This is a genomic window from Pontibacter mucosus (assembly GCF_003054055.1).
Classification (GTDB): Bacteria; Bacteroidota; Bacteroidia; order Cytophagales; family Hymenobacteraceae; genus Pontibacter; species Pontibacter mucosus.
Genome location: NZ_QBKI01000002.1, coordinates 519,900 through 545,408 on the forward strand (window position 1 = coordinate 519,900; position 25,509 = coordinate 545,408).

General features: G+C 43.1%; 23 protein-coding genes. All 23 read left to right on the forward strand.

Annotated elements, in window-relative coordinates:
• Nucleotides 1-1,602: a hypothetical protein gene (locus C8N40_RS05765; RefSeq protein ID WP_146173515.1), complete on the forward strand. Its 1,602-nt coding sequence runs from the start codon at nucleotides 1-3 to the stop codon at nucleotides 1,600-1,602.
• A 58-nt stretch (nucleotides 1,603-1,660) separates the two neighbouring features.
• Nucleotides 1,661-2,713: a Gfo/Idh/MocA family protein gene (locus C8N40_RS05770; protein ID WP_108210827.1), complete on the forward strand. Its 1,053-nt coding sequence runs from the start codon at nucleotides 1,661-1,663 to the stop codon at nucleotides 2,711-2,713.
• 4 nt (nucleotides 2,714-2,717) lie between these two features.
• Nucleotides 2,718-3,221 (forward strand): acyltransferase, encoded by a 504-nt coding sequence (locus C8N40_RS23260; protein ID WP_108210828.1) that lies wholly within the window; start codon nucleotides 2,718-2,720, stop codon nucleotides 3,219-3,221.
• 1 nt (nucleotide 3,222) lies between these two features.
• Nucleotides 3,223-4,347: a DegT/DnrJ/EryC1/StrS family aminotransferase gene (locus C8N40_RS05780; RefSeq protein WP_211318044.1), complete on the forward strand. Its 1,125-nt coding sequence runs from the start codon at nucleotides 3,223-3,225 to the stop codon at nucleotides 4,345-4,347.
• The gene (locus C8N40_RS05785; protein ID WP_108210829.1) at nucleotides 4,340-4,981 is read left to right on the forward strand and encodes an acetyltransferase; all 642 of its coding nucleotides are present in this window, start codon (nucleotides 4,340-4,342) and stop codon (nucleotides 4,979-4,981) included. The genes C8N40_RS05780 and C8N40_RS05785 overlap by 8 nt, the downstream gene beginning before the upstream one ends.
• Before the next feature lie 11 nt (nucleotides 4,982-4,992).
• Entirely contained in the window at nucleotides 4,993-5,970 is a 978-nt protein-coding gene (locus tag C8N40_RS05790; RefSeq protein ID WP_108210830.1) for a glycosyltransferase, read from the forward strand.
• The gene (locus tag C8N40_RS05795) at nucleotides 5,967-6,335 is read left to right on the forward strand and encodes a DMT family transporter (RefSeq protein ID WP_108210831.1); all 369 of its coding nucleotides are present in this window, start codon (nucleotides 5,967-5,969) and stop codon (nucleotides 6,333-6,335) included. Before C8N40_RS05790 ends, C8N40_RS05795 begins: the two co-directional genes overlap by 4 nt.
• The gene (locus tag C8N40_RS05800) at nucleotides 6,328-7,311 is read left to right on the forward strand and encodes an NAD-dependent epimerase/dehydratase family protein (protein WP_211318045.1); all 984 of its coding nucleotides are present in this window, start codon (nucleotides 6,328-6,330) and stop codon (nucleotides 7,309-7,311) included. Before C8N40_RS05795 ends, C8N40_RS05800 begins: the two co-directional genes overlap by 8 nt.
• Nucleotides 7,308-8,477, forward strand: coding sequence for a DegT/DnrJ/EryC1/StrS family aminotransferase (locus C8N40_RS05805; RefSeq protein ID WP_108210832.1), 1,170 nt, complete (start codon nucleotides 7,308-7,310; stop codon nucleotides 8,475-8,477). Before C8N40_RS05800 ends, C8N40_RS05805 begins: the two co-directional genes overlap by 4 nt.
• A 264-nt stretch (nucleotides 8,478-8,741) precedes the next feature.
• Nucleotides 8,742-9,524, forward strand: a complete 783-nt coding sequence (locus tag C8N40_RS05810) for a polysaccharide biosynthesis/export family protein (protein ID WP_108210833.1) — start codon at nucleotides 8,742-8,744, stop codon at nucleotides 9,522-9,524.
• A 12-nt stretch (nucleotides 9,525-9,536) separates the two neighbouring features.
• Nucleotides 9,537-11,870 carry a GumC family protein gene (locus C8N40_RS05815; protein ID WP_108210834.1) on the forward strand — a complete coding sequence of 778 codons (2,334 nt, stop codon included), beginning with the start codon at nucleotides 9,537-9,539 and terminating at the stop codon, nucleotides 11,868-11,870.
• Between the two features lie 54 nt (nucleotides 11,871-11,924).
• The gene (locus C8N40_RS05820) at nucleotides 11,925-13,256 is read left to right on the forward strand and encodes a polysaccharide biosynthesis protein (RefSeq protein ID WP_108210835.1); all 1,332 of its coding nucleotides are present in this window, start codon (nucleotides 11,925-11,927) and stop codon (nucleotides 13,254-13,256) included.
• Nucleotides 13,253-14,413: a glycosyltransferase family 4 protein gene (locus C8N40_RS05825; RefSeq protein WP_108210836.1), complete on the forward strand. Its 1,161-nt coding sequence runs from the start codon at nucleotides 13,253-13,255 to the stop codon at nucleotides 14,411-14,413. The genes C8N40_RS05820 and C8N40_RS05825 overlap by 4 nt, the downstream gene beginning before the upstream one ends.
• Before the next feature lie 60 nt (nucleotides 14,414-14,473).
• On the forward strand, nucleotides 14,474-15,523 hold the full coding sequence (locus C8N40_RS05830) for a glycosyltransferase (RefSeq protein ID WP_108210837.1): 1,050 nt from the start codon (nucleotides 14,474-14,476) through the stop codon (nucleotides 15,521-15,523).
• A 57-nt stretch (nucleotides 15,524-15,580) separates the two neighbouring features.
• The gene (locus C8N40_RS05835; protein ID WP_146173516.1) at nucleotides 15,581-16,705 is read left to right on the forward strand and encodes a glycosyltransferase family protein; all 1,125 of its coding nucleotides are present in this window, start codon (nucleotides 15,581-15,583) and stop codon (nucleotides 16,703-16,705) included.
• Between the two features lie 264 nt (nucleotides 16,706-16,969).
• A complete protein-coding gene (locus C8N40_RS23410) occupies nucleotides 16,970-17,317 on the forward strand; it encodes an acyltransferase (protein ID WP_425440653.1) in 348 nt (115 codons plus the stop codon).
• A gap of 25 nt (nucleotides 17,318-17,342) precedes the next feature.
• On the forward strand, nucleotides 17,343-18,596 hold the full coding sequence (locus C8N40_RS05845) for a glycosyltransferase family 4 protein (RefSeq protein WP_108210840.1): 1,254 nt from the start codon (nucleotides 17,343-17,345) through the stop codon (nucleotides 18,594-18,596).
• Between the two features lie 220 nt (nucleotides 18,597-18,816).
• Entirely contained in the window at nucleotides 18,817-20,205 is a 1,389-nt protein-coding gene (locus C8N40_RS05850; protein WP_108210841.1) for a hypothetical protein, read from the forward strand.
• On the forward strand, nucleotides 20,202-21,107 hold the full coding sequence (locus C8N40_RS05855) for a glycosyltransferase family 8 protein (RefSeq protein ID WP_108210842.1): 906 nt from the start codon (nucleotides 20,202-20,204) through the stop codon (nucleotides 21,105-21,107). The genes C8N40_RS05850 and C8N40_RS05855 overlap by 4 nt, the downstream gene beginning before the upstream one ends.
• A 51-nt stretch (nucleotides 21,108-21,158) precedes the next feature.
• Nucleotides 21,159-22,325, forward strand: a complete 1,167-nt coding sequence (locus C8N40_RS05860; protein ID WP_108210843.1) for a glycosyltransferase family 4 protein — start codon at nucleotides 21,159-21,161, stop codon at nucleotides 22,323-22,325.
• A gap of 328 nt (nucleotides 22,326-22,653) precedes the next feature.
• A complete protein-coding gene (locus C8N40_RS05865; RefSeq protein WP_245905011.1) occupies nucleotides 22,654-23,901 on the forward strand; it encodes a glycosyltransferase in 1,248 nt (415 codons plus the stop codon).
• 50 nt (nucleotides 23,902-23,951) lie between these two features.
• The gene (locus tag C8N40_RS05870) at nucleotides 23,952-24,530 is read left to right on the forward strand and encodes a WcaF family extracellular polysaccharide biosynthesis acetyltransferase (RefSeq protein WP_108210845.1); all 579 of its coding nucleotides are present in this window, start codon (nucleotides 23,952-23,954) and stop codon (nucleotides 24,528-24,530) included.
• Between the two features lie 9 nt (nucleotides 24,531-24,539).
• Nucleotides 24,540-25,427, forward strand: a complete 888-nt coding sequence (locus C8N40_RS05875; RefSeq protein ID WP_108210846.1) for a glycosyltransferase family 2 protein — start codon at nucleotides 24,540-24,542, stop codon at nucleotides 25,425-25,427.
• Nucleotides 25,428-25,509 lie beyond the last annotated feature (82 nt).

A 25,509-nucleotide genomic window follows, 5' to 3' on the forward strand; every position in this document is an offset into this window, starting at 1 on the left:
ATGGCATCCATACAAGTTCTTAATCCTCGTCTTCCTCAATCGGGGTTAAGAAGGTTACTAGCAGACCGCTTTTGTTGGGTGTGGCTGTTTGCAATCGCGATAGTGTCTTTTATAATCGCATCAACTTTAGAGTATGCTCCATTCCTGTTTGTTGATGAGTTAATGAACGTGGATTTAGGCAGGGTGATACTTAACCCGGAAACAGACTGGTCGATTGCCTGGATGACTGAGACCGGTACACCTGTTTTTCTTTTGTCCTATATAGGTCCTGTTCTTCAGGAAGTATCCTATAAACTACTGGGTGAGTTAGGGCCACGGTATTCTGCACTGCTGGGAGCATTAGCGGCTGCAACAGTTATGGTGGGCTGGCTGCGAGTAAGAGGGGTGACCAAAGTAATAGCGTTTGCTTTAGGACTTGCCTTCCTGTTAGATCCACTTTTTGTACAGGCCTATACGACTGGCCGGGTGGATGGCTGGGCAATGGCGCTCTGTTTATTAAGCTGTTTCTTGTTAAGATATGCTACAATAAACCTTAAAAGTGGTTCAACATCCACATGGTTTGTCCTCATAAGTGGTGCAATAGCGGCTGTTGCTGCCTTTACGTGGATATCAGCACTGTTACTGTTTCCATTGATTTTATCGGAACTTATCATCTTGCTTAAGAAGAGTATAACGCTATTCGGAATACGGAAGGGTATAGCTGTACCCACACTGAGTTTCACCTTAGGATGCTTGGCCACCTGCATTTTGCTTCTGGTACCAATAGCACCGAGGCTATTCGCTTTATTCGAGAATATAGTTAAGGCCATAAGTATAAACTTGAACCAGGGGGACAATACAAATCAGCAGCACTACTTCATGTACTTCTTTTCGCAGTCTATAGAATTGCTGAGGATTCTGAAGTTTACCCCTTTTGTTTTTATAACAGCCTTAATAGCTGCCATCTCTCTCCGGGAAATTAGTCATGTTCTTGGCCTCGCATTGATTTGCTTTATACTTCTACATACAGTGGTTTATACAAGTAGAGTACAGTATCTATTACCATACTTCATAGTGCTCACCTCTGGTTTTCTGCAGCAGGATTCTCAATTTTTTAAAAGATGGACTGTGTTAAAGTTGGGCATATTAAGTTTAATTATTTTGTGGGCGGTTAGCTTAACATTGGTTGCAAGAACAAGTGTAGCCTTTACAGCGCGCGAGGAAAGAGACAGAAATCTTGTCAATCATGCTGCGTTGGCGATGGTAGGCACGGGCAGTCATAAAGTTTATGTGCCGTACGAGCTTTATTACGCTGGCCGATCTGCTGGCTGGAATATGTATCGTGCATACTTATCCTTCAATGCCACCTTATCATTAGAGGTCCTTCTTAAGATTTTACCACACGTGGACTATGCTATAATTGAGCAGCCCTCAAAGGAGCTCGAAGTAGTGCTAATGAGAGATGGGTGGCGTGATAAAGGAAGTATAAGTTTATATGAGAGTCCGGCAGAGCCCTTCAACGGTGTAACCACCAATGATATGCGGATAAGGAACCTGTATCATATTAACAGGAAGCCTTATGGTCCCTACAGACTGTTTGTGAGGGAAAACAAGAGCCTATAACAGCTCATCATGTAATGTGTAATACCAGGTGTAAAATCCATGATTTAAACAACAAACTATGGTAAATGTAGGCATCATAGGATATGGGTACTGGGGACCTAACCTTGTCAGAAACTTTTTTGCTGCAAATGATTGCTGCGTGAAAACAGTGGCGGATGCGCGACCAGAGCGGCTGCAGCTACTTGCAAAAACTTTTCCCTCTATTGTGGGGGTAAAGGATGCTGATGATATTATCTATGACCCTGACATTGATGCTATCATCATTGCGACACCTGTGTCTTCTCACTTTACGCTGGCCAGAAAAGCACTGGCAGAGGGCAAACATGTGCTGATAGAAAAGCCGATGACTTCCTCTGCCGAAGAGGCTGAACTGCTCATAAACCTCGCGATGCAGAAAAATGCGATGCTCATGGTGGACCATACATTCCTGTACACAGGTGCTGTGCAGAAGATGAAGCAACTGGTAGATAACCAGGAGCTTGGGAACATAAAATACCTTGATTCAACCAGGATTAACCTCGGGCTGTTCCAGTCTGACATAAATGTGCTTTGGGACTTAGCTCCTCATGATCTTTCCATTCTGAACTATATCGTGCGCGAGCGCCCCTATAGTGTTAACGCCACAGGTATTACTCATACAAATAATAGCATTGAGAATATTGCCTACCTGACCGTGAACTACGCCTCTGGGTTTATAGCGCACTTTAACTGCTCCTGGACAAGCCCAGTGAAGGTTAGAATGATGCTGATAGGAGGTGACCAGAAGATGATTCTCTACAACGACCTGGAGCCGACTGAAAAGGTTAAAATTTACGATACAGGGTACAGTTACCTGAATGATGAAGAGATTAAAAAGGTGCGCATCGACTACCGAACAGGTGATATTCATGTTCCAAAACTTGAAACCACTGAGGCACTTCTGGGTATGGCCAATGATTTTATACAGTGCATCCAGCAGCAGAAGCAACCGAAGTCATCCTGCCATTTGGGTTTAGATGTTGTCAGGATCCTGGAAGCATCCAATGAGTCTATAAAGCATAATGGCCGCGAAGTAATTTTAGAGTCATCCACAGTGCCAGTTATAAATACTAATCACGAAATATTAATCTAACGCAATGGATATTATCACAATAGACAACGAGAAGCAGAGCTTACATAATGTGAGGCTCGGCAAGGATGTAAAGATTTACAACTTTGTAAATGCCTACGGCTGCACCATAGGTGATGGCACAAAAGTGGGCACCTTCGTGGAGATTCAGAAAGGAGCCTCCATCGGTAAGAACTGCAAAATATCCAGCCATACTTTCATTTGCGAGGGTGTACATATTGCTGACAATGTTTTTGTGGGGCACAACGTCACTTTCATAAACGATAAATTCCCGCGGGCAACCAATGAAGATGGTTCTCTGCAGAGTGAGAAAGACTGGAAATGCATTGAGACCTATGTAGAAGAAGGTGCCTCCATCGGATCCAGTGTTACCATATTATGTGGAGTGCGCATCGGCAGGAAAGCCATTGTAGGAGCCGGATCTGTGGTAACCAGAGATGTACCCGATAATGCCGTTGTTGCAGGTAACCCAGCTAAAGTTATTAAAAGCACCCATCAAATACTCGTCTGATATGGAAACGATAGCTATCCGGGAGAAAATACCTTGTCTTAACCTGAAGGGGCAGCATGAGCAGATAAAGCATGAAATGTTCGAAGCGTTTGAGAAAGTGTATGACAATACTGCATTCTCAGGAGGGCCGTTTGTGGAGGAGTTCGAGCATAGCTTTGCCGCCTTTTGCGGAACAAAGTATGCTGTGGGAGTTAACAACGGTACATCCGCTTTGCATCTTGCGCTGTTGGCTTTAGGCATAGGAACTGGCGATGAAGTAATAGTGCCGGCCAACACATTTATTGCCACTGCCTGGGGGGTGACCTACACAGGGGCAACCCCTGTGTTTGTAGACTGTTCTTCTGACACCTGGGAGATAGACTCGAGCAAGGTAGAAGAACGGATTACCTCCCGAACCAAGGCTGTTATAGGTGTGCATCTTTACGGGCTTCCCTTTGATGTAGAGGCGCTAAAAGTTATATGCCAGAAGTATGGACTTTACTTGCTGGAAGATGCCGCACAGGCCCAGGGAGCCAGGTACAAAGGAATTCCTGTGGGAGGTTTCGGGGAGATGGGCTGTTTTAGTTTCTATCCAGGTAAAAATTTAGGTGCCTGTGGGGAAGCAGGAGGCATCACAACCAATAACGAGGTGTATTACAAACACCTGCAAAGCTTGCGTAATCATGGTGCATCCGTTCGTTACTATCATGATGAAGTAGGTTATAACATGCGGATGGGCGGGCTTGAAGGAGCATCCTTAAGTGTGAAGCTAAAATACCTGCCAAGTTGGAATGCCCGCAGAAAAGAAATAGCCAAGCGATACCAGCAGGAAATCAACAACCCGAGCATTCAATTACAGCACCAGCCGGAGTGGGGCGAATCTGTATATCATCTTTTTGTAGTGACCGCGCAGGATAGGGATGGCCTTCTTAAGTATCTGAATGAGCATAACATTTTCCCTGGCTTGCACTATCCTGTTTCCTGCCATTTGCAAAAGGCTTATACATGCTTAGGTTATAAGGAGGGAGACTTCCCTAACGCCGAATATCTGGCGGGGCATTGCCTGTCGTTGCCCATGTATGCTGAGATGACGGATGAGGAGGTAAGTTATGTGATCGAGAAAGTTAACGCCTACGGCAATGCCTAAGAAGAAGCTCATAATCTTCCCATTCAACGGCAACGGAATTGAGGCCTTGGACTGTATCAGCACCGACGAGTACGATTTTATTGGCTTTGTGGATGATATCCGAAAAGAGTCGAGCCACTATGATATTTATACCCGTGATATTCTGAATCAATATAGGGAAGTTTACGTGCTTGCAGTACCTGGCAGCCCGGCATCTTTTCGAAAGCGTCAGGAAATAATCAGCTCTTTAGGTATAGATAGTAGCCGATTTGTATCGGTTATACACCCTAGGGCATCGGTTGGAAGAGGCGTGCAGGTTGGAATGAATTGTCTAATTATGGCAGGTGTGGTACTCACAAGCAATGCTCAGATAAAGGACCATGTCTGCATACTTCCGAACTCTGTGGTACACCATGATGCAGTTATTGGCGACTACACACTCATAGGGAGCAATGTGGTTATTGCCGGAGGAACGACTATCGGAAAGAACTGCTACATCGGGAGCGGCTCCAATATCATCAACGGCATAAGCATAGGTGATGCATCGCTGATAGGCTTAGGGAGTAATGTTCTGAATCATGTAAAGGGTAATGCTAAAATGGTGGGAAACCCTGCCAGAGACTTAAATGCCCATATCAAGCAGGAAGTATTTTAAACAGCGGTGGCATGGCAAAAGTATCAGTGATTATACCAGTCTACAACGAGGAGGAGAACATACATCGTCTGGTGTCTGAATTGAATTCATACTTCCAGGACGAGCCGAGGTTCTCTACTGAGATTGTCTTTGTGAACGATGGCTCGTCAGATGCTACGATGGCGAGACTGAGAGAGGCCCCACACCATGCCTATACGTATAAAATCATAAGCTTTTCCAGAAACTTCGGTTCGCACGCCGCTTTACGCGCGGGCATTCAAAAGGCACAAGGTGATTATATCACCTTCATGTACGCTGATTTACAGGACCCCCTCACCTTGGTAAGCCGGCTGTATGAAGAGATGGAAAACAAAAAGGTAGACATTGCCTGGGCATTCAGAAACTCAACAGCGGTGTCCACCTCCGATAAGCTTTTCTCATCGGTTTATGCTACGCTTATGCGCAACTACGCAGTGCCCAACTTCCCTAAAAAAGGGTTTGACATCGTCATGTTCAGCAAAAAAGTGAAGGCGTGCCTAGATGAGGGCATCGAGAATAACTCTTCTGTTTTTATTCAGATTCTGAATTTTGGCTTCAGGCAATCCGGTATCACGTATGATAAGGGAAAGCGATTAGCCGGAAAGTCGAAATGGACCTTGTCTAAGAAAATAAAGCTTTTGATTGACTCCTTTGTAGCATTTTCCTTTGCCCCGATTCGGCTAGTGTCATTTATCGGGATAGTCTTCTTCGTGTTGGGTGTTGCCTGGTCAGGCTACATTATTTTCCGGAAGGTATTTTTTGATGACTTAGCCAGTGGCTGGCCAGCGCTGTTATCCATCCTGATGGTAGGTTTTGGGATTACCAATATTTCGCTTGGTATCATAGCAGAATACTTGTGGAGAACCCTCGATGCCAGCAGGAAGAGGCCTGTGTTTGTGATTGACGAAGTGGTAGAAGAGGCAATGGAACCAGCGTCTGTGCACAACGTACTTCTAGATGTATACAAATGAGCAAAACAATCTTATATATCCTGCTGTATGCCGCTTTCAACGTGTCGGGGGCCGCTTTGATTAAATGGCAACTGAAAGGGAAGAGCCTGGAGACAATAGGGGAGTGGTTAAAACTCATGCTTAACCTGCCCTTTGTGGCCGCTTTTATGCTCATCGTTTTTTCAGCACTGGCATTTTTTAAAGCCTTGTCTACAAACAACTTTTCGCTTATCATACCTATTGCAACAGGTATAAATTTTATACTTACGATAGCTGTTGGCTACTATCTGTTTCAGGATAGATTATCGATGCTTTCTTTCGTAGGCTTCATCCTCATTATCACCGGAATTATTGTACTCAGCATAAACAACCAAGCCCATGCATAACAAAATAAAGAATAGCAGCATCCTGGTAACGGGTGGTGCAGGTTTTATAGGTTCTTATGTTGTTGAAGAGCTACTCCGGTACGAACCGGCCAAAATCATTATTCTGGATAACCTGATACGCGGAAGCATTGATAATATGAGCTCTTTCATCCATAACCCGGTGGTGGAGTTTGTAGAAGGTGACATAAGGGATTATGCGATAGTGGAGCAATGCTTGGAAGGTACAGATTACGTCTTCCACATGGCTGCCTTGCGGATTAATGCCTGCGCTGCAAATCCCCGGGAAGGTTTTGAAGTAATGTTGGGAGCCACTTTTAACCTGGCGGAGTTGTGTGCCAAGTATAAGGTGAAAAAAGTAATCTACAGCTCCAGTGCTTCGGTGTATGGATTGGCACAGCACTTCCCTACACCGGAAACAGACAACCCCTATGATAACCAAACCTTCTATGGCGGAGCCAAACTATGGGGAGAACAACTGTTCAGGAGCTTCAAGTTTATGTTTGGTCTGGACTACGTGGCACTGCGCTATTTCAATGTGTATGGCGCCCGCATGGACACGGACGGAAAGTATACCGAAGTGATGATTCGGTGGCTGGACTGCATTCGGGATAACAGGGCTCCTTTAATTTACGGAGATGGAAGTACCACTATGGATTTTGTATATGTCAGGGACGTAGCCAAAGCGAATGTAGCCGCATTGCTATCAGGGGTTACAGATGAGGTTTTCAATATTGGCAACTGTAAGGAAACAAGTTTGAAGGAGTTGCTGGAGGTACTTCTGAAGGTAAACAACTCATCCTTGATACCTGAACACAGGGAAGAAAACACGGTGAACCCGGTAAGCAGAAGATTAGCAGATAGTAGCAAAATAAGAGAATTGCTGCACTTTGAGCCGACAATAAGTTTGGAGGAAGGATTAGCTGAACTGAGCAAGTGGTATTTTGAGAGGAAGCAGGAAACAACGCTAAGCATATGATACCTATAGCAAAGCCTTACTTAACAGAGGAGGAAGCCCAGGCGGCTTATGACACCATCTTATCAGGTTGGATTACGCAGGGACCTAAAGTGCAGGAGTTCGAAGAGAAGTTTGCTGCGTACACAGGCGCCAAGTATGCGGTAGCTGTTTCCAACTGCACAACGGCCTTGCACCTTGCTATGATAGTCGCTAGCATTGGCCCAGGTGATGAGGTGATTTGTCCCTCCATGAGTTATATCGCGACGGCTAATGCCATCAGGTATGTAGGTGCTACGCCTGTATTTGCAGAAGTAGAACCGGACACCTATAATCTCGATGCAGCTGATGCTGAAGCAAGAATTACAGACAGAACGAAAGCTATACTTCTCGTGCATCAGATAGGTATGCCTGCAGATATTGACACCTTCAAGGATTTATGCAGCAAGTATAACCTCAAGCTTATAGAGGATGCTGCCTGTGCAGCTGGCTCGGCTTATAAGGGAGCAAAAATAGGTTCTCACTCTGAACTGGTATGTTTCTCTTTCCATCCCAGAAAGGTGATTTCAACAGGTGATGGAGGCATGATTACAACGAACCGGGAAGATTATTATGACAGGCTGAAGCTGTTAAGGCAGCACGGTATGTCTGTAAACGACCGGGTTCGCCATGAGGCCAACAGGATAATCTTTGAAGACCACGTGGAGCTTGGGTACAACTACCGGATGACTGATATACAAGCTGCGGTAGGTATCAAACAACTCGAGAAGCTGGACTGGATTGTTGAAGAACGCAGAAAGATAGCGGCGGCTTTCAATCAGGCATTTAATGGTATTGATTCCATTCGACTGCCACAGGAGCACGAAGGTTACTTTAGCAACTACCAATCCTATAGTATTTATCTGAAAGACACAGCTGCAGTAAGTAGAAATACCTTGATGCAAAAGCTGCTAGATAGAGGTGTAGCTACCAGACGGGGTATTATGAATACGCATCGGGAAACAGCCTATAAAAATTATGCGCCTGATGTCTCGCTTCCTGTCTCTATGGAATTACAGGATAATTCAATCATACTGCCCCTGTATGTGCCGATGAAGCCAGAGGACATAAATTATGTGATAGATTGCTTTAAGAAGGAGATATTGCCTGTTGCGCAAATAAAGCTTTGTTACAGGAAAGAACAAGGTTAAAGAATATTTTAAAGTAAAAGGGATTTAGGTTACGGCAGTACTTTTTAATAAAATAACATAGGGTGTATAGAGGAGTGTTTATGGTATTCGTTAGTATTGATTTGACTTTTCAAATCTGAAGTTACCCAAATTAAAGCCAAGTAAAATATCACGCCTAAGAGTTAAAAGTATAATCTATAAAAATAATCACAATAATTATGGTTAATATTTTATTGATATCGTATATGACATAAAATGTTTTTAGAGGTATTAACCCCACAGCATATGATTTCCAAAGCCCTATTCTTCTGCTGCCTCTTATTTTTAGTTGGTTGTTCTCCGAGGAACCTGACCTACTTAAGTGATTTAAAAGAACAGGAGACAAAAGAAGAAGAGATTATAAATAATGTTGAGCCTACAATTCAGGCGAACGATATTCTGGATATTACTATTACAAGTCTTAGTGCTGAGTCAAACGTAATGTTCAACAGTGGTATAATTCAGGTTGGGGGAGGCAGTGGAAATAATCCTGGAGCATCGGTAAAGCCGGTAGGTTACCAAGTGGACAAAAATGGCTATGTGCTTATCCCGGTGCTGGGAAAGGTACACCTGGCAGGGCTTACCAAAGAAGAGGCTAAAGAGAGACTGACTTCAGTTCTGAGTAAATACGCCAGAGATCCGATTGTTGATATGAGGTACATGAATTTTAAAATTACTGTTATTGGCGAGGTAAATAATCCTTCTACATTCACTGTGCCACATGAGCGGATAAATGTATTGGAAGCGCTGGGGCTTGCTGGAGATATGACACCTTACGGTAAGCGCGAAAATGTGCTGATTTTACGGGAACAGGATGGAAAACGCATTACGTCAAGGGTGAATTTAAACAACAAAGAGGTACTTAACTCCCCGTACTTCTATTTACAACAAAACGATATTGTCTATGTAGAACCGGATAAAGTAAAAGCTGTACAAGTTAGCCCGGGACGCGCTAATTTTCAATTTGGACTCTCTGTTGGACTAGCATTATTGTCTGTAGTGACAATACTAGTAACTCAGGTTTTTTAAGAGCAGAAGGTTATGCGAGAGAAAGAATTATTCCCACTCAAATCTGAGCAACCACAAGCAAAAAACATAAGAGAGATAATCAGCCAATACACAAAGTACTGGTATCTCTTTTTAATTGGAGGTTTATTAGGTTTTGGCGGGGCCTACCTCTATTGCTTATATTATACTATCCCACAATACCGTATAGCAAGCACCATTTTGCTTAAGGGTGGGGAAAACGCGCCCGATGTAGGCGCGTTAGGAGACATAAGTATAAATAAGTCTGCGAAGAATATCAACAATGAGATAGAAGTGCTTTACTCTTTGAGTCTCATGCAGCGTGTAGTAAGTGAGCTTAACCTATCAGTAGGTTACTTAGTTGAAGGCCGCGTGAAGAGCACAGAGATTTACGGGAGGGATGTACCAATCAGTGTTCTTATCAGCCGCTTTGACTCCACTGCCTATGGTAAGTCAGTGTTCATTCATCTGAAATCAAACAACACATACCTTCTTGAAGAAGACTCCGGTAAAGTAACATCTAACAGATTCGGCAAACAAGTTAACAGGCCCTATGGTGCTTTTACTATCGTAACTGCACCTAATAACGCCGGACACCATTTGGCAGGTAAAAAGATTCAGGTTGTTTTTCAGGATCTGAAGAAAGTTGCACAACATTATAACCAGGTTCTATATATTTTGCCTAAGCGTGATGATGCCAGTGTTTTGGAAATCAGCTTGGTAGACCCATTGCCAGAAAAGGGGATTAACATTATTAACAAGCTTATCGAAGTCTATAATAATGAGGCAATCGAGGATAAGAACCTGCAGGCAGCAAACACCATTGAGTTTCTGGATGAGCGCTTAAAATATATTACCACAGAATTATCAGACGTAGAGAAAAATGTTGAAGATTATAAACGCCAAAATGAGCTGACTGATGTAAGTTCCTTGGCTTCGCAGTATTTGGAGCAAGCCGCAGGGTATAATAATAAGCTTTCGGAGTGGGCTATCCAGATAGACATTTTGGAGTCAATTGAAGAGTACCTGGGAAGCAATAATAACCAGTATAAGATGGTTCCAAGTACTTTAACCATTCAGGATCCTACACTTGCTGGTCTGATAGCAAGGTTCAATGAATTGCAATTAGAGCGTGAGCGCCTTCTAAGAAATGCTTTCCCTAATAACCCTCTGGTTCAAAATATTAACGAGCAGTTAGAGGATCTGCGGGCTAATATTATTGAAAACCTAAGGAATATAAAGAAAGGGCTCATCATCACAAGCAATAACCTTAAGGCAAGCTCTGGTCAATACAAATCCAAGATAAGCAAAGTGCCTTCTATGGAGAGGGAGTTGCTGGAAATCAACAGGGAGCAGGCAATAAAACAGAACCTGTACCTGTACCTGCTTCAAAAACGAGAGGAAGCAGCTATATCCCTGGCTGCAAGTATCTCCAATACAAGGATTATTGATCCAGCAATTGCGACAGACTATCCTATCAGCCCTAATAAACGGAATATTTACATGATGTCAGTCTTACTAGGGTTAGCTGTACCATTTGCTGGCATCTTTGTCTATAGTTTACTCAATACAAAAGTACAAACACTGAAAGATGTTGAGCTACTGACAGGTGCCCCCGTAATAGGAGAACTGATTCATAACACTTCGGGTGAGGCACTTGTAGTTATGGCTGGCAATCGCTCCCCAATTGTGGAGATGTTTCGGCTCATTCGAGCCAAGCTTCATTTTGCAGCGGTAGACAAGGAGAATAAAGTTATACTTGTTACGTCAGGTACTAGCGGGGAGGGGAAAACTTTCTTTAGTATAAACCTTGGGGCAACTATGGCATTGACTGGGAAGAAGGTTATGTTGCTGGAACTGGATTTACGAAGTCCTAACCTATGTAGCTATCTAGGATTGCCCCATGGTCTTGGTATATCAGATTACCTAGTATCCGACTCCATAATTTTAGATGATATAGTCATGGCTTCAGAAGAAAACGAGGGGTTGTTTGTGATTGGTGCTGGTTCTATCCCACCCAATCCTGCTGAACTGATGATGTCGACTAAATTAGCCCATATAGTTGATAATTTAAGGGCAAGCTTTGATTACATCATCATAGATACTGCACCTGTAGGGCAAGTGGCGGATGCGTTTTGTCTTAGCAGTCTGATAGACTCCACTATTTATGTCATACGGTATAATTATACTTATAAGGAGCAGATAACAACACTTGAAAGCATCTATCGAAACAAAGAGTTAAGCCACCCAATGGTCGTGCTGAATGACGCGAAGCCAGATGGGAGGAATAAATATGGCTATGGGTATGGGGAATACGGGAGCAAAAGGAAGAAATCAATACTTTCCTAAAGTGCTTCAGTAGCTATTAGTAAGATTAAGAGCTGGTTGTAATAAAAATAATCTATGTCTGTTTTTAGAATAACCAAGTTTCTCCCACCAAAAGCTGTAACAAATAAATTTGCGGCCACCTGGCTTAAGTCGATTTTTAAGGTGCTTGGTTCCCAAGTACTCTTGCAGATAATTGGCTTCGGAACAAGTATACTTCTTGTCAGGGAAATGCCAAAGACAGACTATGCTATCTACACTGTTTTATTTTCTATACAAGCTATGCTCAACATACTCTCTGACTCTGGAATTATGATAGGCTTTAATGCGATAGGTGGAAAGGTATGGCAAAATAAAACTGAGTTTGCTTCATTACTGAAAACTGTGGCTTATATAAGAAATAGAGCCACTATTATAGCTTTTGTTTTCACCAGTATTTACGGCGCTTCCGTCCTTATGCGACAGGGTGCCACGCCTTTACAAACTACTCTATTTATTCTAAGCTTGCTGCTCATCGTATTTCCTGAAGTTTATAAGTCGTTCATCCAGCAAGCCCTCTTAATACGAAAAGAGATAGGGAATGTGCAGATAGCTAGCATACTATACCAAGGTAGCCGCTTGTTTCTTATTATAGCCGCCTTCATTTTGTTCGATTCTGGCCTTACCATTTACTTGGTCCTCGGCGTAACTGTACTTAGTGTCTGGCTATCGGCACTTTTTATACTGGATAAGAGTAAGCACATCAGGGTTCAGGCGGCTGAGGTAGATTTAAACTATAAATCAACTCTGTTTCGTTACCTCAAACTTAATTGGCATAATGCCTTGTTTTTTTCTTTTCAAGGACAAATTTCAATTTTTCTATTAGGATTACTAGGGACTACTTCTAACTTAGCTGAAATTGGAGCACTATCACGCTTTTCTATTGTGTATACAGTCTTGCTGGCACTTGTCTCTAACATCATTGGGCCAGGGTTTGGGCGATGTCAGGAAAAGGCAAACATGGTAAGCATTTATGCTCTTGTATTGATGTCAATTTGTGCTTTTACTGGACTGACACTTCTACTAGCGCACTTATTCCCCTTCGCTTTTTTATGGGTGTTGGGGGAGCAATATCAACATCTCTCACATGAACTGTTCTTAATTCTTGTAGGCAGTTCTATCAGTCTGGCAGCTAGTGCAATCTTCAACCTTAACTCTTACAAAGGATGGATTGCATTTACGCCTGTTTGGGAAATTCCTGTTAATCTAATTTCCCTTACAGTTGGTGCGTTGCTATTCGATTTAAGCACTTTGACCGGGGTAATAAGCTTGTCAATTATAGGTGCTTCAACTAACCTGGTATTGTATCTTACTAACAGTGTTGTAGGATTTAAACAGGCAGGGGCCATTGTAAATAATCAAGGTATATGAGACTTGCAATATTTTCTCCAATCACACTTGCGCCTACACTGGGGGCGGCAAAGCACAGGATCGAGCAGGCGAAAGCGATGGAGACACATGGCTGGCGTACTTCTTTGTTCGACTACCGGGAGTTAGGACTAAAAGAAAACTATTTGCAATGTATACATAGCAAGGATGCCTATAACAATGCATTGAAAGATTATTTAATAACTAATGCCGCGAAGTATGATGTGGTTTTGTATGAAGGGGACTCGTTGCCTTACCCAAGAGACTTATTTTATCAGGATACCTTGTTCGTAGCAAGCCCATCCTTGCTTTTCTACCATTTCCAAAATATTCAGTTCCCTTTAGATTTGAAAGGCAGACTAAAGAGAATCCTATATAAGTATATAGATTCTTCAGAGGCTAAACATCACAAAACAACCTGGCTTTCACTGATGCAGGCTGATGTTATTCAGGTCCAGAATAATTATGACAAAGCTGTGCTAATCAGCAATGGTTTTCCTGAGGATAAGGTTATCACTATTCCGTGCGGTCTAGACTCCAAGCAATTAGCTCAACTATGTTCTCTGAATCAGGAGACAGCAACGAAGCCATGTATAGCCTTTATCGGGACGTTTGACTTTAGAAAAGGGGCCGTAGATTTTCCACATATCCTGTCAAGAGTGGTGGAAAAGATTCCTGATTGTACTTTCAAGTTTCTTGGTACAAAAGGAATGTTTGCGGATGCGCAGCATGTGTTAAACTTCTTCCCAAAACGGTTGCAATCGTCAATAACAATTATACCTACTTTTTCCCCGCATGAGCTGGGGGCTTTATTGAAAGGTTGCCAAGTAGGTATGTTCCCTTCCTATATAGAGAGCTTTGGGATAGGTGTGTTGGAAATGATGGCAGCAGGCATACCTGTTGTTTGTTACAAGTCACCAGGACCGTCGGATTTTGTTCCGGAGGATTTACTCGTCGGGATAGGGGATTTAGAGAGTTTTGCCAGTACCATTATTGAGTTGTTGAATAACAAAGTTATACTAAAGAAATACAGCAAGCAGGTGTCTTTGATTGCAGAGCAGTATAATTGGAACAAGATAGGTGCGGAGGTGTCAAAAGCCTATTACTCCTTGGTTAAACGCAAGCGTCAACTAGAAGCGCAAGCCGTAGCTCCTGCCTAATCGTTTACCCGCCTATAGCAAATTTACTAGCTTAACCTTACTAAAGTTAATCCAAGACCTGTGAAGATATTATTTCTAAATGCCAATATTCCGAACTATGTAACCGATGGATTATTCCATGGGCTTCACTCTATTCCAGGGATAATGGTGGTCGATGTGCCAAGGATGAACTATATGTATAAGGACGCAACATATGAAGATTTATGCAAGACAGGTAGCAAGGGAAATACTTTATATGGTTTGTTACAAGAGGATAAGAACGTGCAGGGGAAGAGAACATATTGGCAAGCGGACATAGACCAATATGATTTAATAGTATTCAGTGACATTTTTGAGCAGTGCGACCTTTTTAATTCCATATATAAATCGATAAGTGCGGAAAGAAGAAGGACTCTTTGTATTGTAGATGGGTATGACATTGCTACTCTTTTTCCATACTTTAACTTTTTCTTCAACCTGAGGGTAAGGCCCTGGTCGTTTCTTTACAGTACAAGGGGGGCTCAGTATTTTAAGCGGGAATATAATAATTCAGCAGAGCTATATGGTTTTGCTAAAGACAGATATGCTTCATTAAATGCCATCTTCTCGGTATTCCTACGGAGACCTAAGAATAGGTTTTATACAATCACGATGTCCGTGCCGGAAGAAATAATTGAGTACGTTCCCTACCAAAGCAAGCTCAAAGATTTCGTCGATTATAACGTAGACCCCGAACTCGACAGTCTCTTCCCTAATAGGGAAGCAGTGGAGGTAGGCAAATGGCTGCCATCGTTTGAAAACCAATGCCAGTACTACCAAGATATAAAGAATTCCAGGTTTGGCATCACAACCAGAAGAGCAGGGTGGGACTGCCTAAGGCACTATGAATATGCCGCTATGGGGGCCATTCTGTGTTTTAAAAATTTGAACAGCAAAAGCAAGCTATGCGCTCCTCTGGACCTTGATAAGACAAATTGCATCCCCTATTCTGACAAGGAAGATTTAATTGCCAAGATCAGGCGCAAGACCACTGGTGAGCTAGAATCGATTCAGGAGGCTCAGTATAAATGGGTTTCCGGTTATACTACTAAAGCAGTAGCAAATAAATTCATTGCCCAAGTATCCGGTTGATTTAGGAAGGACAAAGGCTAATATGCCATTAGCAATAACTGGGAGTAAGCTTCAAGTATGAGAATAGCTTTTATATGTGGCTCTCTGGAACCTGGGCGTGACGGTGTGGGAGATTATACGCGCAGGATGGCAGGAGAACTTGTGCGGCAAGGACATCAGGCGTTTATCTTGGCATTACGCGACTTAGATCTATCAGACGCGTTTATTGGTAATCAGAAGGATGAAAGTATAGATATTCCAGTTTTGCGTATCCCGGCCGGCTTAGGTACGGAGGAGTGTGTTGAACAAGCGTCATTATGGATCGAACATTTTAAACCAGATTGTATAAGTCTGCAGTTTGTACCATTTGCATACCACGCCAAAGGTTTGCCTTACAGGCTGAGTCATCAACTAAACTCAATCAGGAAGGCAAGGCAGTTGCATATCATGTTTCATGAGCTTTGGGTTGGGATGAATGAGGGGGCACCGGTGAAGTATAAAGTATGGGGGTGGCTGCAGAGACTTTTGATTCAATCTCTGGTTTCTGACTTAAAGCCAGAGATTATTCAAACGCAAACAGAAGCGTATCAGATCCTATTAGCCAAGTTGGGGTATGATGTGAAACTTCTTCCTTTGTTTTCGAATATCCCTTTGATTAACCCTAGTAAAGAAGAAATACCTGTTAGCTATAAAGACACAGGTGAACTGTCCTTTATACTTTTTGGTGCCATACACCCTAATGCGCCTGTCAAGGATTTTGCGAATGAGGTACAGGAGTATGCCAAAGTAAACAGAATGCAAGTTCGGGTACTCATGGTTGGGAAATGTGGACATGAGCAGAGGAACTGGGAAGAAGTCTTTCGTTCAATTGGAGCAGATGTACAGTTTTTGGGGCAACAGGACCCCGAGATAATTTCAGCGATGTTGTCCAAAGCTTCAGTTGGTATATCCACTACACCACTTGCACTTGCTGATAAGAGCGGTTCGGTGATGGCTATGAAAGAACATGGGCTACCAGTTATCTGTGTCTCAGTTCCATGGAAGCCAGCAGGAGTAAATAACTTGAAGCCGCCGTTAGGTGTGACGGAATACAGAAAAGGGAATTTGGCAAAGTGCTTATCTACAGAGATATATTATTCTGGTACTTACAGTCTTAAAATGGTTGCGCAACAGTTTATAAGTGCTATGCAAGGCAAAGTTTAACTTAAATGTATAAATCCTATGGCAAGCTTAGCTTTTCTTTGGTCCAACCGAATAAGATATCCTGTCAGGACGAGTAGTTTCTTCAGGACATGGGCAAAACGTTTACTCTCCCTACCCGAGTTATTACAACTAAACTGGAGGCGATCAAAATTTACCCGACTGGGCGCAAGTATACACCATACTGCTGAGATTGGTTTACTTAGAGCTGATGGCCATAAAAGCTTTCTTTCAGTCGGGCCATATTCTTTTATCGGCCGTGTATACATGGCACTTCATGCTCCGGTTAAAGTAGGGGAGAGAGTCTGCATTAACGATGGTGTAGAAATCTTAACTGCTTCCCATGATATAGCTGATCCTGGTTGGGGTCTTATTAAGAGTGAAGTAGTGATCGAAGACTATGCCTGGATCGGGACCGGAGCTTTAATCCTGCCCGGGGTACACATAGGTCGCGGAGCGGTTGTCGGTGCCCGTTCAGTGGTAAGTAAGTCTGTGGAACCAGGTGCCATTGTGGTTGGAAACCCTGCCAAGGCGATTCAAAAGAAAAGGTGTGAAAGGCTAAACTATAATCCTTGTGAGTTTCTTGCCGCCAACCGCGCCTGGCTCTTGGGTTAGTAATTTCAAATAAGTTCCGGTCAAAATGAGTGTACTGCTCCTACATCCAACTGGTAACGCAAATGTGCGGGCTGCAGCCAATGGGTTGGCAGGGGCTAATTTGCTTAAAGAATTTCATACATCTGTTGCCTCTTTCCCTGGAGGTATCTTAGACGGATTGGGTTCCATTAGTGCATTCTCAGAGATTCGTAGAAGACGTTTTGGCACACCATTAAAACAACTGACTAAGACATATCCATGGAGGGAAATTGGCCGAATTGCCTCAGCTAAGGTAGGCTTTTCAAGTTTGATAAAGCATGAGTCTGGGGTATTCAGTGTTGATAATGTATATAGAAGCTTGGATAGAAGAGTTGCTTTGAGATTAAAGCAATCTAAAGCTAAAGGAATCAACTCGATATATGCATATGAGGACGGTGCTGCATACTCTTTTAGAGAGGCCAAGAAGCATGGGGTACAGTGCTTTTATGACTTGCCTACAGGGTATTGGAGGTCTGCGAAGCGGCTTTTGCAAACAGAGCGAGAACAAAGGCCTGAATGGAGTGATACGCTGTCAGGCTTTCAGGACTCAGATGCAAAGCTTTCACGCAAAGATGAGGAACTGCGTATGGCAGATATTATCATTGTAGCCAGTAAGTTTACTGCTGAAACGCTTCGAGATTATCCTGGTGAGTTAGCTCCTGTTAAAATAATCCCTTACGGCTTTCCTCTGGTCAACCCTTACAGGGATTACTCAAACTTGTCGATTAACCGGCCGTTGAAGTTACTGTTTGTGGGAAAGCTGACACAGCAGAAAGGGATTGCCAACTTATTTGCCGCAGTTGACGCATTGAAAGACCAAGTGACTTTAACGTTGGTTGGCAGAAAGGCTTCTAATGATAACAGCATTCTAAATAAAGCCTTAGCAAAACACAACTGGATTCCTTCATTGAGTCACCATGAAGTGCTCAAACTGATGCTAGACCATGATGTACTGGTTTTTCCATCCTTGTTTGATGGATTTGGTCTAGTAATAACTGAAGCCATGGCGCAAGGTACGCCAGTTATTGCTACGGAAAGGTCTGCTGGCCCCGATCTTATACAGCACGGTAAAAATGGTTGGCTAGTAGATAGCTCATCAACAGGCTCACTCCAAAAAGTAATTGAAGAACTGCTGGAGTGTCCTGAATTAGTTGCAAAGGCAGGAATCGAAGCCATGAAAACTGCTAAAGCAAGACCGTGGGAAGCATATGAGAAGGAATTAGTTGCAACTGTCCGGGAACGACTTTCTGCTGCCGGTTAAAAAACCCGGGTTTATACTTAAGTTATACTTTGGGCTTGTGTAATGTAGTTACTAGAAGCTATCTCAAAAATAAAAACTACAATAAATACGATTGACTAAAAACCTGCAGCACAGTCATACAGTGTTACTCTTTATATGTACCTAAAAACAGATTTTTTAATCTGAGGTATTGTTGAGATAACTTCTAGACCTATCGCTTGGAATCTTATTATTATACACTATGGGCAATGACATAGCTTCTTCTGGCATACTGAAACACTCTGCAGGGAATGCTTGGGCTCATGGGGCATACCTGTTATCCAATTCAAGGGTGAGCAGTAATAGTTTGCTTAAGCGTGTGGTATGGGCTTATATTCTATTACTGATATTTGAGGGGGCTTTACGAAAATGGATACTGCCGGAACTAGCCACCCCGCTACTTATTGTGCGGGACCCTCTGGCCTTGTGGCTACTATTCAAGACATGGGAACGTGGCCAACTCCCGGCTAATAGCTACCTTACAACAATGGTGTTAGTAGGGGTTGTGGGGATATTTGCTGCTGCCTTTTGGGGGCATGGTAGCCTTGCAGTTGCAATGTATGGTGCGCGCGTTTATCTACTGCACCTGCCCTTAATCTTCGTGGTAGGCCGGGTCTTTAATTATCAAGATGTAATCTTAGTTGGCAAGTTTCTACTTTGGTTGGCTGTGCCCATGACAGTGCTTATCACTTTACAGTTTTACAGTCCTCAATCAGCATGGGTAAATAGAGGGGTAGGCGGAGACTTAGAAGGTGCTGGATTCGGAGGCGCACTTGGTTACTTTCGACCGCCAGGTACATTCTCTTTTACGAATGGCAATACATTGTATTATAGCTTACTGGGCTGTTTTGTGTTCTATTTTTGGTTAGAGCGCAAAGATATTAGTCGTATTTTATTGATCTGCGCATCAATATGTCTCATAGCTGCAATTCCATTGTCAATTAGTCGAGGCTTATTCTTTCAGGCTGGTGTAACAATGATATTCGCAATTTTTGCTATCTGCCGTAGGCCAAAATTCTTTAAGCATTTTCTAGTTATAATGATAGGAGGCACTTTTGCCATCCTGCTTTTAAATAATGTAGAGCTATACCAAACCGCTACCGATGCATTCACAGCACGCTACGAATCTGCCAATAATACAGAGGGCGGATTGCAAGGGGTATTAGGTGATAGGTATATCGGTGGAATGGTAAACTCAGTAGCAGGATCAGCTGACTTTCCATTTTTCGGATATGGGATTGGGTTTGGCTCAAATGTCGGGTTGATGCTATTGCCGGGGATGCAAGGTGAGCGAATCTCTGATCAGGAGTGGGAAAGAATCATAATTGAGTTGGGTACTATAATGGGTTTGATTGTGATTTCTCTTCGCTTAAGCTTAAGTGTAAAAATTGCAGTTGCTTCATATAAAAGTTTGGTTAACGGTAATTTATTACCCTGGATGATTCTTAGTCTTGGTTTCCTGAACATTTTACAAGCGCAGTGGGCACAGCCAACATCATTAGGGTTTAGTGTGACAATTGGGGGACTGATGATAGCATCATTAAGAACAGGTTGTGAAGATAGTTTTGATGTTAAAATATACTCGTCATGAACATAGCTTTCTGTGTCAACCGCTTGGGGCTGATGGGGCTTGGTGGAGCATTGTCTTCGCTTATTCGCAATTGCTCTGATCAAAGCAAATTAAGGATATGGTTCTTATGCGCTGGTATGACCAGTGGAGACAAGGAACGAATCTCAAGGCTCTTAGATAATGAAAAGTTCTCCGGAGCATACCAGTATATAGATTTCGATCCAAAGCACTATTTTGGAATATTTGCCTCGTTGCATGGTGACTGGACTACCTACGGGAGATTACTGCTAGCCGATATTATTGATGAGGAAAGAGTGCTCTATCTTGATTCTGATTTATTAGTCGAAGTTGACGTGATGAAGCTTGAGGATTTTAATTTTGAGGGACAGATTTTAGCAGCAGTGGGAGGAGGGAGGTTCAAGTATACCTTGGGAAACAAATTTTATATAGGTAGGGTAGGTATGTGCCCTGAAACAGAATATTTTAATGCAGGAGTTTTACTCTTGAACCTAAAGGTATGGAGGCAAAGTCAAGTGAAAGATGAGTGCCTAACTATCGCAAAAAAATATCAAGGCGCACTTCCTTCTCATGACCAATCTCTCCTAAACATACTATGCGCAGGGGAATTTGCAAAATTATTGCCAGCCTTCAATTGTCAGTGGGAGGCTAACAAACCAAAGCCACAGGTTGCTGATAGAATGGTTTTGCATTTTATCGGCTCTCCCAAACCATGGGACCCTTTAGGTTTCATGCTTCACAACGGTTATGATGTATGGTACAAGTATTTTAACCACGAATGGTCTGCATACTATGGTCAGCTCACTTTCGCCGAGATTGTTCGGATATGGCATATTAGGAGGTCCTATATCAGATGTATTATGAGTAGAATTAAGGCAAAACAGCGTAAGGTCATTATTAATTAACATTTCCACCAGAAGTCGCCCCGGTGGACTCCACTCCAATTGCTCTGGTCTATGCACATCATCTTCTTCTCTCATCCAACTTTCCTTAGTTCACAGAGCATGCCGCGCTTTACCCGGATGCTGGCAAGTGGAATGGAGAGGAATGGACACCAGGTAGAGGTTTGGGCGCCAAGGCCCCGGTTTTATAATCTACCTGTACCTCTTAAGTTGAGCAAGTGGTTTGGCTATATAGACCAGTTCATCATTTTCCCAATAGAAGTAAGGAAAAGGTTAAAACGGTGTTCTCCTGATACCCTTTTCGTAATCACGGATAATGGTCTAGGCCCTTGGGTGCCTTTAGTGGCCAAGCGACATCATGTCATCCACTGCCACGATTTTCTAGCGCAGCTTTCAGCACTTGGTAGGATTCCTAGAAATCAGGTAAGCTGGACTGGGCGACTATATCAGGGCTATATCCGCTGGGGATATACAAAAGGTAGTCATTTCATTTCTGTATCTCATGAGACACGCAAGGAACTGCATAAACTGCTAAAAAAGCCCCCTGTGTTTTCCGAAGTAGTATACAACGGACTTAATAGCAATTTTAGAACTCACGATGTTATCGAGGCTAGAACAAAGCTAGGAGATCTGATAGGCTTAGATTTAACTAATGGGTATATACTTCATGTGGGAGGGAATCAGTGGTATAAGAACCGAGCAGGTGTTATAGAGATATACAATGCGTGGTGTAGAAATAGTCACATACAGTTACCTCTTTTATTAATTGGGCACAGCCCTTCTCCAAACTTATTAAAACACTATGCCAGATCTCCTTATAAAAGTAATATACATTGGTTAAGTAAAATTGATGACGATGAGATTCGATTAGCATACGCTGGAGCGAAAGTGTTTCTATTTCCCTCATTGGCAGAAGGGTTTGGCTGGCCGATTGCTGAAGCTATGGCCTGTGGTTGCCCTGTGATTACCACACGTAGGGCTCCTATGACAGAAGTAGCGGGAGAGGCAGCTTTTTTCATTTCTCGGTGCCCAAAGAACAAAGATGCAATTGCAGAATGGAGTATAGAAGCAGCTAGAATTTTGGATAAAGTAATCACTTTACCTGATAAAGAGCGTGAAAAGCTTATCCAAACCGGATTGATAAATGCTAAAAGATTTGAAACAGAGGAATCTATTAGACAGATAGAAAAAATATATCAGAACATTCTTGCAACTCATTAACAGCAAGGTAACATGCTCTTTTTAAGCAGTAGACTGGCTTTGAGCTGCTTCAACCGCATCTAGTATCGTGTATGGTTGAAATTATATTTTAAACACTAGGATTTTACCAACGTTTTTTAGCGTTTGAAGTATGAAGAATATAATTCATTGAATATGAAGTTGTATGTTTTGATAGTACGGGTATTTTGATTTAATCCACATCATACTGCAGCCATAGATACTTAATTTTAATTAGATAGCACTAGCAGTAGCAAATGATTATTTGCCACTAGCTGAGAACTGCAAATAACTTAAATGCCTGATGAATATACTCCGAGTTATAGCAAGTATGGATCCATATCAGGGTGGTCCGTGTCAGGGAATCAGGAATGCGATACCTGAGCTCAGAAAGCTAGGTGCTCGCAATGAAGTTGTATGCCTCGATAGTCCACAAGCTACCTACTTGGTGAAAGACGAGTTTCTTATACACGCTCTGGGACCAAGAAAAGGACCTTGGCAATACAGCGCAAAACTAGTTCCGTGGCTTTTGGCAAATTTGGGTCGTTTCGATGCTGTTGTGGTGCATGGACTTTGGCTATACCACGGGTATGCGGTAAGAAAAGCTGTCTATCTTCTAAAAAAGCGTCAGAAAACGAGAGGAGAAAGTCAGAATAAAATACCCAGATTATATGTGATGCCTCACGGGATGCTGGACCCATACTTTCAGCGGGCCAAAGAAAGAAAATTGAAGGCAGTCAGAAATTGGTTTTACTGGAAGTTAGTGGAAAGTCATGTAGTAAATGAGGCAGATGGGCTACTCTTCACCTGTGAACAGGAGCTTCAACTGGCACGTGAACCATTTCAACCCTACTCACCAAGGCAGGTGGTAAATGTGGGATATGGCATTGCTGATCCCCCCGCATTCGAACAGGAAATGCAGCAGGCTTTCGCGCTACAATGTCCGCAGTTACAAGGGCAACCGTATCTCCTTTTCTTAAGCAGAATACATGAAAAAAAAGGCGTTGATTTGCTTTTAAGAGCCTATGCCTTTATACGCACCAGCAAGCTAAAGCCGAAAGCAGAGCCTGTGCTGATAAGTTCTACAGTTGATGAGTTAGTTGAGACCATGCCCGTAGAAAATAATTTTCCAAAACTGGTTATTGCTGGGCCCGGACTGGAAACACCTTACGGGCATTCTATTCAAGAATTAGTAAATGAATCTCCCGAACTCCACAGCTCAGTGTTTTTCCCTGGTATGCTGACGGGCGAGGCCAAATGGGGGGCATTTTATGGTTGCGAAGCCTTTATACTTCCAAGTCACCAGGAAAACTTCGGTATAGCTGTAGTAGAGGCGCTGGCCTGTGGTAAACCTGTCTTAATATCTGATCAAGTGAATATTTGGAAAGAGATTAGAAACGGAAAGGGTGGATTAGTTGCGAAGGACACACTGGATGGCGCTCAGCAGTTGCTGCAAGAATGGCAATCCCTGCCTGATTCCTCTAGAGAGTCGATGGGGCTGAAAGCCAGAGAAACTTTTGAGAAATGTTTTGCAATAAGGCCAGCTGCACATCGCTTTTTAAGTGCTTTAAAAGTGTAAAGTTGCGATGCCTGTAAGAGCAAAGATCCATTAAAGTTGAATTATACTGTATGCACAACCAGGATACGTTTGTAGGTGCCTCATTTTCCTTGCGTAACCGGCTGGGCAGGATTATCTGGGGAGTGGTTGTACTGCTATTGTTCAGGTATTCTCCTAAGCCTTTCCACAGCTGGAGAGCATTTCTGTTGAGGTTATTTGGGGCAAAAGTAGGGCATGGGGTGCATGTTTATCCGCAGGTCAAAATCTGGGCCCCCTGGAACCTGGAGCTTGCAGATGAGTGCGGAATTGGAAATGGCGCCAATCTGTATTCCATGGACAAAATATCCATAGGCAAAAGGGCTGTTGTTTCACAGGGTGCTCATCTGGTTGCAGGCACCCACGACTATACCAAGCCAGGTTTTCCCTTAGTTACAAAGCCGATTCTAATAGGTAACCATGCCTGGATAGCTGCAGAAGCATTTATTCACCCAGGTATAAGTATAGGTGCAGGGAGCGTGATAGCTGCCAGGTCCGTTGTAACCAGAAGTATGCCTGCCTGGATGGTGTGCGGAGGGCACCCCTGTAAACCTATTAAGGAGAGAATTCTGGAAGGTTACAGGCCAGAAAGCGAAATTGTTAAAGCATCATGACCTATAAGTATGATTTCCGTAGTGATACTTACCAAAAACGAAGAGCATGACCTGCCTGTGTGCCTTGCATCATTGGGTTGGTGTGATGATGTGCACGTACTTGACTCAGGTAGTATAGATAGAACCTGCGAAGTTGCGCGGGACTATGGTGCAAGGGTAAGCCATCATACTTTTGAGAGCTTCGGCAAGCAACGAAATTACGCCTTAGATAATCTGGGTATTCAGTTTGATTGGGTGCTGTTCCTGGATGCTGATGAAGTAGTGACAGAGCAGTTTCAGGTAGCGATGATGGCGGCTGTAACCTCTGCTGACAAGGAAGTGGCCGGTTTCTACTGCTGCTGGAAAATGATGCTGGAAGGCAAATGGCTGAAACGTTGCGGTAATTTTCCTAAGTGGCAGTTTAGGTTACTGAGAAGGGGAAGAGCAAGGTTCATAGACTTTGGGCATGGTCAGAAGGAGGGCGAGACGCTTGGGCGTATCGAGTACATTGCTGAACCATACTTGCATTATAGTTTCTCAAAAGGATGGGCGCAGTGGATTGAGAGGCATAACAAGTACTCGTGCCAGGAAGCTGCTGCCAGGCTCTATACACCCCCAACCTGGCGGAATGTTTTTTCCAGGCACGGTAGTGTCCGTAACCCGGCGTTGAAATCTTGGCTTAGCAGGGTGCCGGGCTGGCCGGTGCTTCACTTTTTGCAAGCCTATGTGTTTAACCTAGGTTTTTTAGAGGGAACACCAGGGTTAATATACTGCATCAATACGAGCTACCACGAATTCCTGATACAGATAAAAATGAGGGAAATAAGGAAAGGAAAGTATAACCTAAGGCTCCCAGAGTATGAAAACTCAGCAGTGAAAGAGACCCTGAACTATAATAAGCATAGGGCTCCGGTTTGAAGATGAAATTATAGAAAACCTTACTGATTTATACTTCCATTTAAGCTAATACCCTACAGATCAGAAGTTGGTTAAGCAAAAC